This window comes from Coleofasciculus sp. G2-EDA-02 (assembly GCF_040226375.1).
Classification (GTDB): Bacteria; Cyanobacteriota; Cyanobacteriia; order Cyanobacteriales; family Coleofasciculaceae; genus Coleofasciculus.
Window position 1 is genome coordinate 40,151 of record NZ_JAVKEW010000108.1, and the last position, 13,298, is coordinate 53,448.

Below are 13,298 nucleotides of genomic sequence, written 5' to 3' on the forward strand. Positions count from 1 at the left end.
TTCCTCCTTGGATTGAGATAAAATAGCTTCAGTCAAGTTTAGTCTTTAGACTCCCCACTGAAGGGGGATAAAATACTTTATTTCCTGTTCAAAGTGTCCTTTTTAGATGCCTTAATTCATCTCGCTTTACGCCAATACTCAAACATTCTTACTCAACCCGCTTACGACAAGACAAAATTAGTAGAATCCCATCGGAATGGAATTCTATATGGGAATAGCGAAATTTTGACCGAGCGAACAAGTCTTTTAATACCTCCTGCTTTCGATGATAAAACGACCATTCAAGAATATATTCAAGGTAAACACGATCAGGGTTTGTTTCAGATATTTGTCCCAAAATCACAACGCCATCTGGCAATAATTTTTCGTATATCCAGTTGAGTAATTCGACGACGTCGTTATCATCAAGGTAATGTAGAATATTCGCCCCTAAAATGGCTTTTTGTGGTTCAATCAATACTCGGCTATTCCCTTGATAGACTTGGAGTACGCTGTCTTGCACAAAAGAGACAGATAGCTGATTTCCTAATACCTCAAGCTGTTTCTTAACAATCGAAAAGCCCCGTGCATCCATATCGATACAGGTAACATTCATGGGCAATGTGTAATTGTCAGTGACAAACGCCAAAACATCTGGCGAAGTCCCTATTCCAAGGACAGTAATCGGTAGGGCGATATCTTTTTCCCATTCCTGAGCGAATTTGAATAGACAAGATGCCATCTCCTTGCCTCGTTTTCGGAGTAAATTCATAAAAGGAAGTCGAAGCACCCATTCATCAATCATCTGTCCAAGTGGACTATCACCATGAGGAATGCCCTCACAAATATAGTTAAGGAGTTCGTAATCTACCTGATAACCAAGTGGCTTTGTATAGGCTTTATCATTTGCATAACTCAGCATCAAATATGGAAAACTTTGCCGAAATATATAAGCTCCAATCCCGGCTGCTTGTCCGGGATTGGAGCTTATATGTTGTGTCAGCAAATGATGAAGGGCATTGCAGGCATTAGTAACTTGGTCTTGAAGTGTCTGATTAGGAAGCCCATTTTGGATAATCTGGGCAATGGACTCCATTTCTGCCTTAAATGCTGCAACCCCCGATATAATTTCTGGTGAAAGAGTGAAAGAAAGGTGCCCTGTACGTTGAACTCGTCTTGCTGATAGGGCGTTATTGGTTTTTAAGAATGACCCATCTATCCTTTCTCGGATGCGTTGTGCCATGAGGCTTGCTAATGAATGGTAAAAACGAGTGGCGAACCCGGGAACAGAAGCGCAGAAATTATCAATCATATCGCCTTCCGTTATGTCAATTTCTAATTCTGTGTTGGCGATGATAGATGAACTTGCTCCTGACTCTTCTAGGAAACTTAATTCCCCTAAAATCGAGCCAGGACCACAGCGAGCAATCGTTACTCCATTGATCTCAACCCGAGCAATTCCGGAACTGATTATAAACAGCCCTCGTTTAGCCTTCTCTCCTTGTGAAACCACCACATCATTTTTGGCATACCTCACACGACGAGATGCTTCTATAATGTACGCTTGATCATCAAGTGTGAAATATTTAAAGGGAATCATACCTTAACCTCCAAATTACTACTTTCCTGATCGGGAGCAAAATCATTTAATAACTGTGCATAGATGGATGGTTTTCGTTGTAAACGTTCTTGATCAACAATCGCAATGCTGGTAAACTTCCCCTTAATCCGTTCAGCCCAAGCAATACGTTGAATATCTTTGCCAGAAAGCATAAATATTTGTTGTTCATCCGTAAACATATTCATCATCATAATAATGGTTTTTGGACGTTTTGCAACAAACACCTGCTTAAAAATTAAGGGGAGATCGCCACTGTATAACTCAATAATCAAACAAGTGATATCTAAACGCAGATAAGCTTCCAGTTCTAATGCTAAATGTTGAGTAGTAATTCCGTGACGGGCGTGATAACCGGAAATGATGACATAGCTCGGCTTAGTGATATCAATTCCATAATGCTGGGTAATCCATGCACAACACAACACGACCGCAGGAGAAATGACCTCGAAGCGATAACTACGATAGGCTAATCCCAAGTAGGATAAGAGATCGTAAACTTCAGGATTCCCCTCAACAATTAGGGTAATATCATAATACCCCTGAATATGAAGCTGGCTTAACTTTTGGTTGATGCGATCAATATTGACTTGATACCTTTCCCAATCATACTCTAGTATATGAAGTTCTCCTTGCAGTTCGATATCTTTAATGAGTTCATACACAAAATCAAAGGTGAGAATTAGGGGAGCTTGAGCCATCAGTGCGATCGCCTCTTGAGTGAGCATAGCTCTGATCGGAGCAATCCCAATAATATGTATAGATTGTTGAGCTAGGGTATTCTGTCCGACAAAAAGCCCATACTCTTGATCGTGTTGATGAAGCACGCGGCGACGAATGTATTTATGCGGTAGTATGGCGAAAACATGACGATCTGACGATGAATTTTCAAGGGACATGTAGGGATCGAATACCGAAGCGTTTAGATCCTTGACCTCGATAATTTCCATCCGTCTATATCGTCGATAAAATTCCCGGATAATCTCGGTTGTAGCGGCGTTCGCTTCGTCTATAATAATCGGTTTTTTATTCCAAATTAAGATATGGAGAAACCGTTCTACAGTATCTTGAGAATAATCATGCGAACCGGAAAGTAAGGCATAGCCATCAGCTAATAAAAGCAACTGCCATTGCCTAGTGCCAAAAGGGATATTTATGGTGTCATAAATCGCTTTACTTGCTAGGAGATATTCGGGAACAAGTACTTCTTTTGCCAAATTACCATCTATCATGTCGGGATATGTATATGGACTTCACTTATTTGCAAACTGTCTCCACTCATTTAGGATTGATACAGCTAGAGGTTGATGTATCTTCCATAGAATCGTTTGTATTTCTGGGTTTGAGCAGGTAGCAGTTCCTCAATCGCGGTCTAGGTGAGCGAACTTTTGTGTCTCTAGTTGGGCAATGTCCTTCATCGAATTATGCAGCCACTCTTGAACAGACAATTCCCAACCCTGTGTAAACTCAGTGGTTAGCCAAGTATCCACAATTTCCTGAGCTACCTGGGGTGTGGTTACTAACCCTCCTAAAGTCAGAATGTTAGAGTTGTTGATAGAGCGGGACAGACGGGCAGCTTCAGCATTCTCACAAACCGCCGCATATATACCCGGGTGCTTGTTGGCGATAATCGCCATTCCCATACCACTAGCACAGAACAAAATACCCCGATTTACTTGGTGATTCGCTACCTGCTTGGCTACCAAAGAAGCCGTCTGATAATAAGGTGTTTCTGCATTGCGATCGCTGACACCTACATCCTCGATTTCCCACCCTTTGTCAAGTAGGTGGTTTTTCACCTCTTGTTTGAGGTCAAATCCATGATTATCAGAACCCAGGGCAATTTTCATAACACTATCTATATTTAATATTTTTAGTTTATTGTAATGCATTTAATTTGATCAGGCAATCTTGGTTACAGCTATTTGCTCACATTCCGCACTTCAAGTTTAAGCACAAAACACTACATCGCTAAAACCAGGAGTTATACAAAGTTTTACGAAAATTCAAGGGGTTTAGCTGTGTCGATCTTATTTGTACCGACAAAATACCCACCATAAATAGTATACCTGAACATCGCACAATCTCCTCACAATCGCCGTAAGCCTTGAAAATTCGTAGTTTTTTCTCAAAAAAAGGTAAAAAACGAGCAATCATGAAGTTTTGTTGAGAGCTGTGCCTGATTGAAAAATTTAAACCATTCTGGGAGAAAGAATCATTTAACTTATCAGAACTTGACAGGTTTAGGAGAAACGACATTATGTAGAGACGCGCCAGGGAAAGTCTCTACACAGATTGTACGGGCAGATCAACATGGACATCTAGATCCAGTAGTCTTTCTGATTCCCCGATATCTGCTCTTTCTGGGAACAAGCTAAAGTCCAATCTTCAGCCCGATAACGTCGCTTATAGTCGTGTTGAGGCAGTCGCGGCTGATGAATGATCCATGAGGCATGATCCATGATTCCCAAATTAATGATATTGTTAAGGAATCGTTAAGTTTAATTAACGATTCCCGCTTGATTTGCGTTAATACAAGTCGAACTGACTGCCACTATCAGGAGTAAGCTAATACCCATGATTCTCCAGCCACCCCACTCCTCTACCCCCAATCCTGCTGAATCTGATCAGATTATCAGCCAACGCCCCGACAAACCTGAAGAAGCTTGCGGGGTTTTTGGTATCTATGCACCGGAAGAAGATGTCGCGAAGCTAACTTATTTTGGTTTGTTTGCCCTGCAACATCGGGGTCAAGAATCAGCGGGGATTGCCACCTTTGAGGGAGAACAGGTGCATCTCTATAAGAATATGGGACTTGTCTCCCAAGTCTTTAACGAAGAGATTTTGAACCAAATGCCCGGAACAATAGCGGTGGGTCATACCCGTTACTCGACAACCGGGTCGAGTCGGGTTGTCAATGCCCAACCGGCTGTGGTGAATACCCGCTTAGGTTCTTTAGCTTTAGCACATAATGGTAACTTAGTCAATACCAGCGAGTTGCGAACAAATTTACAAAACCGCAACTATGATGAGTTTGTCACCACGACGGATTCTGAAATGATTGCCATTGCCATCGGTGCTGAAGTGGATCAAGGGAAGGAGTGGCTAGACGCGGCGATTAGTGCGTTTAACCTCTGTCAAGGTGCCTATAGTTTGGTGATTGGTACACCAGAGGGGATGATGGGAGTGCGTGACCCCCATGGCGTGCGTCCCTTAGTGATTGGTACCTTAGGTACGAATCCGGTGCGCTATGTTTTAGCCTCAGAAACCTGTGGGTTAGATATTATTGGTGCAGAATACTTGCGGGATGTCGAACCCGGAGAATTGGTTTGGATTACAGAAGCCGGGATGGCGTCGTTCCACTGGAGTCGTAAGCCAGAACGCAAGCTGTGTATTTTTGAAATGATTTATTTTGCCCGACCGGATAGCGTGATGCAGGATGAAAGCATCTATAGCTATCGGCTGCGTTTGGGGCGTCAATTGGCAAAAGAAGCACCAACTGAGGCAGATATTGTGATTGCGGTGCCGGATTCGGGTGTACCTGCGGCGATTGGCTTTTCTCAGGAGTCGGGAATTCCCTACGCCGAGGGGTTGATTAAAAATCGCTATGTGGGGCGCACTTTTATCCAACCGACGCAAACTATGCGAGAGTCGGGGATTCGGATGAAACTGAATCCTTTGAAAGATGTTCTTATGGGTAAGCGAGTGATTATTGTGGACGATTCGATTGTCCGGGGAACCACGAGTCGGAAGATTGTCAAAGCGTTACGGGATGCAGGGGCGACTGAGGTTCACATGCGCGTTTCTGCACCGCCAGTGACTCATCCGTGTTTTTATGGGATTGATACCGATTCTCAAGACCAGCTTATTGCGGCAACCAAGTCGGTTGATGAAATCGCTGAACAAATTGGTGTGGATTCCTTGGCGTATTTGAGTTGGGAAGGTATGATGCTGGCGACTCAAGACAATGCTAATACCTTCTGTTCGGCTTGTTTCACCGGAGATTATCCGATTCCGGTTCCCGAACAGCTTAAGCGGTCTAAGTTGATGCTGGAAGAAGCGAAGGTTTAAGCAAATCACGAAGAAAATTTCTTGCTTTCTGCTATAAATCGGGCGCACGGAGCGTGCGCCCCTACTGTTTTTGGGCGTGAGGGTCATTTGTAAACCCAAGTTCAAAGCATTAATGGCTAAGGGTGTTTGCAGTGTGCAGCAAGCCCTATAGCAACTGCCATAGCGGTTAGGACGCATCATTTGGTAGAGACGTTGCATGCAACGTCTCTAAAACAGTTCGGAAAGTCCTAATCGATGTGTCTACTGCTATAGAAATAATTTTTTTTTGTAATCAACACTATAGTTTTTGTCAATTCTTTGAATGTTTAGGGTGGGAATTGACTTTCAATAACGAATATGATACAGCAGTTTGCTCTGCTATGCGGTACATTGTCTATCCCCCTAAATCCCCCTTAAAAAGGGGGACTTTGATCTACTGTACTTTATGGAGAGCGCAAAGCGCTGTAAACATAGACGATATTGATTGCGTCTTTACAGCAGACAATCAACTTGCCAAATTCTATAGGGTTTACAAATAATTTGTAAACCCAAAAAGGTCTATAAGCCTTATTGTTGAAAACGCTATCTATAGTCAACTACTAGGGTCACTCGTTGATGAGTGGACTAGATAAAAAAATATGTTAAGGAGTCAAATATAGATGTCAAACTCATCATCCGTTAAGCCTCAAACATTAACAACCAACGATTGGAGACTTAGACCTGGTTACTTGTGTGAAGGGGGATCTGATTTTGAATCAGTTCACATTTTGTTGGGTCGGTTTTTAGCGGATCGGCATTCCGAAGATCCCTTGCCTGACGTATCCATGACGATGGAAAACGGAGGCTTTGAGTGGGGAAAAGGACTGCCGTTGGAAAAGGTGATTAATGCTCAGGATGATTTGGAATTCCTGATGAAGCACCCTAATTTATTCCGCAATGCGATCGCGATTATCGAACCCTGGGAACACGTAGGGTTTAATCATATTGGCGAAGATGTGCGGGCGTCGCTGAATGTGGCGTATTTGGCACAGAAAATTGCTGATTGTGATTCGATTCTGTTCCCGTTTTGGTCATCGGGTGTGCTTGATCCAGAGTTAGTCGTGCCGTTGATTACGTCAGGGTTAGCGGTGGTTGTAGAAGGTGGTGATCCTTCAGTGCGCGATGCTAGCACCTTTAACGATGCCAAATGTTCCCTAGAGGAACTCCATAGATTCACCGATAAACTGCTGCTTTCGCGATCGCCTACCAGTGCGCCTGCTTTATTTATTTGCTTAGGACATCAATTGGCGGCGCAATCTCACATTCGTTTAATTAAACGAGCAGTGGATGAGGTATCCAGCCTAAAGTATCTGGCACGCGATCGCAAGGGCAAAGCTCTAAAGTCTTTGAAAAAAGTCTGCCAGCATATTCAACAGGTGGGGAGTACTCTACAGGTGAAGAAGAAAAACGGACACCTGATTGCCAAAAACTGGGATGATCCAGAATTTGCCGTCGGTCCCAATGAAAAGAAAGAAGTGGGCTATCGTCAGTTATGGCATTATGAATCTATTGATACCGACACGTTTAATATTCCAGAAGATTTGATTATCGCCCATGAGGTAAGTGCTGATGAATTTGAAGGGGTGATCGATACCTCCATTGAATATGAACATGAATTGAATATTTCCATGTTCCACTCCGATGAAGTGAATGAGGAAGCGATTTTATTTGCGAATTGGGCATATCGACTACTTCATGATACGATTATTTCCCATCGGCATATTTTAGCCGGGAGTCCCTTATCCTGGTTAATGCAGCTTCCTTTTGCGGTAGAAATTCTTTGTTCAACGGCTGACGAAACGGAAGTGGTGACAGAATGTTCAGCAACCTGTATTAACTACAAAGATTTCGAGAGCAAAGTGATCCGTCGTTCGTTTACCTGTCAATTCCATCCAGAACTCCTCCAAGATCTACGGGATATTAGTCACCGTCATCCTCCGACTTATGATGAGTTAAAGCATGATGATGGCGCTCGTTTATTTGCCAGACTATTGTATTCTGGGATGCAGGAATAAGGGCATGATCAAGGGAAGCTGAGGGAGCTTCCCTAAAATTATGACCCGAGGAGCGCGATCGCACCACAGCAAATCTGTCCGCCTGCATTACCTGTGGGTTGACCAAAGTCAAGCTTTTTTCATGAGCAACCCTTCCTCTTCTGCAAATTCCTATTACTCGACTCCCAATTCAGGAGCAGTTTCTGATTCAAAATCGGACTCTGTGCCTCGAAGTTCGTTATCAGTCTCTTCAAAACCGGATTCTCCGCCTTGAAGTTCGTTGCCCATTTCCGCTTCAAAATCAGTCATAGCATCCCAGGTTTGATTTCCGATGATGCCATCTCCAAATAAACCCTGATCCTCTTGGAATGTTCTAACGGCTTCACGAGTTCTTGAACCATAAACGCCGTCAATTTGACCATTATAATACCCTTGCTCTCTTAAGAAGCTTTGTACATCGGCAACGGTTTCTCCTGAATTACCATAACCTAGGATGGGTGTTTGAGTTTCATATTCCTCTAGATCAGTAGCAGCCTCAGGGACTTGTGCGTTTACGGGTGCGCCAGCTAAGCCTATAGAGGCTAGAGAAATTACAGACACCACACCGACAGATGCAAAACTGGATGGGAAAAATCTGGTACTCATGATTATAATCTCCTTTTTTTGAATTTTTGATTCTTGATGACTAGTCAGTCTAAATGAATCTTGAACGAAAATGGGATTAAATACTTGCCCACTAAAATTTGTTCTTGTCCATTTTTTTTTAACTGGCTATACTTCTAAGCTATATAAAATTTTGAGAAGTAACATTGATCTTAAGTCAGACTTATAAGTTACGTCTTGTAAATCCTGAGTAAGGAGCAAGATGGTGTTAAAACTAGCCTAAAGGAAGAGAGTAGCCCGAATGGGTGAAGCCATCTCTGCTAAGATAAAAAACAAAGTTATAGCAACCGCCATAGCGGTTAGGACACATCATTTGGTAGAGACGCGCCATGGCTGGTAGAGACGCGCTTTTGAAGCGTCTCTACCACAGTAATCCTCAGGTTCTCTACCCATAATATCGAGTTCTACCCAAGAGATTGAAGGTAAGGAATCAGGAAACTAATGAGGAGGCAGAGCCTCCCAAGGGCATTCCCAGGCAGAGCCTGGGAACGAGGAGAACGAGGAGAACGAGGAGAAGACTAGCTTAAGAAAGCAGCAAGACGTTCTGCCAAAACTGCCACATGAGGTTCCAGAATAAACGAATAGTGATGTCCTGGAACTGGAATCACGTCAATCTCTTTCGCATCTAAAATAGCAAACAATTCCACCCAAACTAATTGAGGATCAGGGGCATGTAAATGCTTCTCCTGCGCCCGGAAAACGGTAACTTTTCCGGGATAGGGCTGGCGTTTATAGGCATAGGTGGCTTTTAGTGTTCCCACCAATACGTCCAAAATTCGCCGATTTTGTTCCTGATTGCCTTCAGTGGGAAAAACTCCAACCTGTTGCGCTTTAGCGAGAATGTAGTCGATTTGTTCGGGAACTGTTAATCCGTTTAATTCATCGGGGGAAACTAAATTATCTTGACCAAACATACCCCCAAATACGCGGGAACAAACCCCCACTAAGTAATGATCATCAATCTTTTTCCCTTGATCCAGTATAATCGGTACCCAAGAGTCTAAAATAGCCAGCCGACTAACCTCTTGACCCTGTTTCTGTAACTGCTGGGCAACCTCATAAGCCACCACTCCACCAAAAGACCAACCACCAATTTGATAGGGTCCTTCGGGTTGTACCTCTCGGATGGCTTTGACATAGAGATGTGCCATATCTTCAACCCGATTTAATGCCTCTTCCCCCTGATTAAACCCTTGGGCTTGTAAACCATAAAAGGGTTGGTCTGTACCTAGATAATCCGATAACTTCAGATAACATAGTACATTTCCGCCGGCGGGATGGACACAGAAAAATGGGGGTTTGGTTCCCTGAGTCTGAATGGGTACGATTGGAGAATAGGACTGAACCTCGGAACGGCTGATAACATTAGCTAATTCGGCAATCGTGGGACTCATAAACAGAGTGGTTAATGGCAATATTTTACCAAACTGTTGCTGAATTTTTCCCATTAATTTCAGGGCTAATAGGGAATGACCACCACGTTCAAAGAAGTTGTCATTGATGCCGATTTGGTCGATGTCCAGTAAGTCTGACCAGATTTTGGCTAATTGTTGTTCCTGATAATTCCGAGGGGCGATAAATGTTGTTTCTCCACCAAAACTGGCGGGGTCAGGTGCAGGAAGGGCGCGACGATTGACCTTACCATTGGGGGTTAGCGGTAATGAGTCTAAGCTGACAAAAGCCGCCGGAATCATGTAGTCGGGAAGGCTTTCTTTGAGGAAACTACGTAAGGTTCGGGGACTGGGTTTTTCCTGAGTTGATACGAAATAGGCGACTAACTGTTTTCCTCCCGATTTTTCGGTTCTGGCAATGACGACAGCTTCCCGGATTTGGGGATGTTCGGTCAAGGCATTTTCAATTTCGCCAAGTTCGATGCGGAAGCCGCGAATTTTGACTTGATGGTCAATGCGGCGTAGGTATTCTATGGTGCCATCGGAACGATAACGGGCTAAATCTCCGGTTTTATACAATTTTGACCCATGATATGTCTGTCGGGATTGGTTTTGAAAGGGGTTAGCAATGAATTTTTCTTGGGTTAATTCGGGACGATTCAGATATCCTCTGGCGACTTGTACGCCGCCAATATGAATTTCACCGGGAACGCCAATGGGAACCGGGTGTAAATAGGGATCAAGGATATAAATTTGGGTATTTGCCACCGGATTTCCTATGGGAACGATGCTTGAATTACTGTCTCGTTGACATTGCCAATAGGTGACATCAATAGCGGCTTCGGTGGGACCATATAAATTGTGGAGTTCACAGTCTAACCGAGAAAAGAAACGCTCTTGGAGGTCAAAGGGTAAGGCTTCGCCACTGCAAATCACTCGCTTCAGGGATTGACAACCGTTGACTTTGGGTTCTTCTAAGAAAAGTTGCAGCATTGAGGGGACAAAGTGCAGTGTGGTAATCTGCTGCTGGGTGATTAGATTAACCAAATATACACTATCTTGATGTCCCCCCGGTTTAGCCACAACTAAACAAGCCCCTGTCATCAATGTCCAGAAGAATTCCCAGACGGAAACATCGAAACTAAAGGGAGTTTTTTGGAGGACAGAATCTTCGGGTGTCAGTTGATAGGTTTGTTGCATCCATAGCAAACGGTTACAAATTCCCCGATGGGTGTTCATCGCCCCTTTGGGTTTACCTGTTGAACCGGAGGTGTAAATAACGTAAGCTAGGTTTTCCGGTTGAATCGTGCTATCAGGATTGTGGTTATTTTCTGCGGCAATATCTTCCCATTGGGTATCTAAGCAGATTATTTGGGCGGTGGATTTAGGTAAGTGCGGAACTAAGGGTTCTTGAGTGAGTAATACCGGAACTTGGGAATCTGCCAGCATGTAGGCAATGCGGTCAACTGGATAACTCGGATCAATGGGAACATAAGCCCCTCCAGCTTTAAGAATTGCTAAGAGTCCCACAACCATTTCTAGGGAACGTTCGACACAAATCCCGACTAAAGATTCGGGTTTTACGCCTAATTTTTGCAGGTAATGGGCGAGTTGATTGGCACGAGTATTTAACTCTCGATAGGTTAATTGTTCCGATTCAAAGATGACAGCAATAGCATCAGGGGTTTTCTCGACTTGGGCTTCAATGAAGTGGTGCAGACAGCGAGATAAATCATAATCGGTTTGGGTGGCATTCCAATCCTGTAAAATGTGCTGTTGTTCAGCGTCACTCAGCACAGGTAATTGACCCACAGGTTGGTTGGGATTGGTGATAATTGCGGTCAGTAAATTCTGGTAATGCTGGATAATCTGGGATATTGTATCAGCGTCGAATAAATCGCTGCTGTATTGAAGAGAAATCAGCAAGGAATCAGTTAATTCAATAATCTCTAGGCTGATGTCAAATTCGACGCTGTGCTGAGGGAGTTGAAAGTAGCTAACTTTTAGTGTACCGCATTGAGTTAGCTGATTATTGCCCGTTGCCTCAAGTAATTGAGAAATTGTTGACAATGACTGCCAATTCTGAAACGTAAATGAGGCTTGGCAAATCGGGGAATGACTCAAGTTCGAGGCGGACGCTAATTCTTTGACTAATCGGGGAAAGGGGTAGTCTTGATAATCTTTGGTTTCAGTAACTGTCTGATGCACTTGTTGGAGAACTTCAGCGAAGGTTTGATTGCCAGAAATTTCATCTCTGGTAACCGTTACGTTAATTAAATCAGCAATTATTCTGGCAAATTCCGGTTGAGTTCGGGGACTATTCGGCATACCGACTAAAATATCAGATTCTCCGGTATAGCGGTAAAGTAATACTTTAAATGCCGTGAGAAGAAGCGTATCCAGAGAAACTTTTGATTGCTGTGCTAGTTGGTTGAGATTTTGGGTTATGTTTCGATCAAGTTTCAATTGACAAGCAGAACCTTTATAGGTGCGTAATGGGGGACGAGTCGCACTTCCTGGTAAGTCTAATACAGGCAACTCTCCGGCTAATTTGTTGTGCCAATAGGTTTTAAGTTGTTCGGATTGGGCAGGATTTAAATGATGGGTTGTTAGCTGTACCCAGTTTTGATTAGACTGATTCAGCTTACTTTTCACGGAATCGGGAAAACCTCTATCCATCCCCCCTTGCCCCCATCCCCCCTTGCCCCCCTTTGAAAGGGGGGTATAAGGGGGGTTAGAGAGAGGAGGCTTTGAATTCTCTCCATTAAGAGTCAGAGAATCGCTATAAAGAATTAAAAATTCATCGATTAAGATAAATAAAGATTCTTGATCACTGGCTATTTTATGAACTGTTATTAACAGAATATGGTCGGTTTGGGAACGACTCAATAGCCTAACCCGTAACCCTGAACTCTGTTCTAAGTTAAAGGGAACAGTTGCCATCTGTACCAGGGTTGTATTCAAATCCTGCCAACTTTGGTTAGAGACATCGATCGCGTCAAAATCCACCGTCATTGTATCGCTGATTTCCTGAGTCAATTGACCGTCGCGATCGCGGAAGTTACTCCGTAAGCTGGGATGACGATCAATTAATCGTTGAAATGCCCTGGCTATGGCGTTTAGATCGACCGGAGATTGAATCCGCAAGGCGATGGATCGTTTATCATGAAGTCCCTGGGAAGCTAACTGATACAGAAACCAATGCGTCTGTTGAATGGGGGACAGGGGAAAGGATTTAGTTTTGCTGAGTAATTGAGTCATTTTTCTCGATTAACTAAAAGGAACAAGGAATAAATAAGGGATTATTTCACTGTATTTTGTTTATCATTTATTTTAATTTTACTGAGATTGGGATAACCTCTATCCATCCCCCCTTGCCCCCATCCCCCCTTGCCCCCCTTTGAAAGGGGGGTATAAAGGGGGGTATAAAGGGGGGTATAAAGGGCGGTATAAAGGGCGGTATAAAGGGCGGTATAAAGGGCGGTATAAAGGGCGGTATAAAGGGCGGTATAAAGGGCGGTATAAAGGGCGGTATAAAGGGCGGTATAAAGGGCGGTATAAAGG

The 13,298-nt window shown here is 43.5% G+C and carries 9 protein-coding genes; 2 read left to right on the top strand and 7 right to left on the bottom strand.

Translation table 11 applies throughout. The features are described from left to right. Positions 1 to 148: 148 nt before the first annotated feature. From RLO19_RS12325 to RLO19_RS12340, 4 genes are all read right to left on the bottom strand, one after another. A complete protein-coding gene (locus RLO19_RS12325) occupies positions 149 to 1,579 on the bottom strand; it encodes a Crp/Fnr family transcriptional regulator (protein WP_446356739.1) in 1,431 nt (476 codons plus the stop codon). Continuing rightward, complete coding sequence (locus RLO19_RS12330; protein ID WP_446356741.1) at positions 1,576 to 2,829, bottom strand: hypothetical protein; 1,254 nt, start codon at positions 2,827 to 2,829, stop codon at positions 1,576 to 1,578. Before RLO19_RS12330 ends, RLO19_RS12325 begins: the two co-directional genes overlap by 4 nt. A 129-nt stretch (positions 2,830 to 2,958) precedes the next feature. After that, positions 2,959 to 3,447 (bottom strand): RpiB/LacA/LacB family sugar-phosphate isomerase, encoded by a 489-nt coding sequence (locus RLO19_RS12335; RefSeq protein ID WP_446356743.1) that lies wholly within the window; start codon positions 3,445 to 3,447, stop codon positions 2,959 to 2,961. A 471-nt stretch (positions 3,448 to 3,918) separates the two neighbouring features. Continuing rightward, positions 3,919 to 4,059 (bottom strand): hypothetical protein, encoded by a 141-nt coding sequence (locus RLO19_RS12340; protein ID WP_446356745.1) that lies wholly within the window; start codon positions 4,057 to 4,059, stop codon positions 3,919 to 3,921. A gap of 115 nt (positions 4,060 to 4,174) precedes the next feature. Between RLO19_RS12340 and purF the strand changes: the two genes are divergently transcribed. Together purF and RLO19_RS12350 are read left to right on the top strand one after the other, a co-directional pair. Continuing rightward, positions 4,175 to 5,668, top strand: a complete 1,494-nt coding sequence (gene purF, locus RLO19_RS12345) for an amidophosphoribosyltransferase (protein ID WP_446356747.1) — start codon at positions 4,175 to 4,177, stop codon at positions 5,666 to 5,668. Between the two features lie 638 nt (positions 5,669 to 6,306). Then, positions 6,307 to 7,701, top strand: coding sequence for a hypothetical protein (locus RLO19_RS12350; RefSeq protein WP_446356749.1), 1,395 nt, complete (start codon positions 6,307 to 6,309; stop codon positions 7,699 to 7,701). 153 nt (positions 7,702 to 7,854) lie between these two features. Here the strand turns inward: RLO19_RS12350 and RLO19_RS12355 are convergent, their stop codons facing one another. The 3 genes from RLO19_RS12355 to RLO19_RS12365 form a co-directional block, all read right to left on the bottom strand. Beyond that, positions 7,855 to 8,325, bottom strand: coding sequence for a peptidoglycan-binding domain-containing protein (locus RLO19_RS12355; RefSeq protein ID WP_446356751.1), 471 nt, complete (start codon positions 8,323 to 8,325; stop codon positions 7,855 to 7,857). 536 nt (positions 8,326 to 8,861) lie between these two features. After that, positions 8,862 to 12,995 carry an amino acid adenylation domain-containing protein gene (locus tag RLO19_RS12360; protein WP_446356752.1) on the bottom strand — a complete coding sequence of 1,378 codons (4,134 nt, stop codon included), beginning with the start codon at positions 12,993 to 12,995 and terminating at the stop codon, positions 8,862 to 8,864. A gap of 41 nt (positions 12,996 to 13,036) precedes the next feature. After that, positions 13,037 to 13,298: hypothetical protein (locus tag RLO19_RS12365; protein ID WP_446356754.1), on the bottom strand; the 262-nt coding region annotated here is incomplete at its 5' end.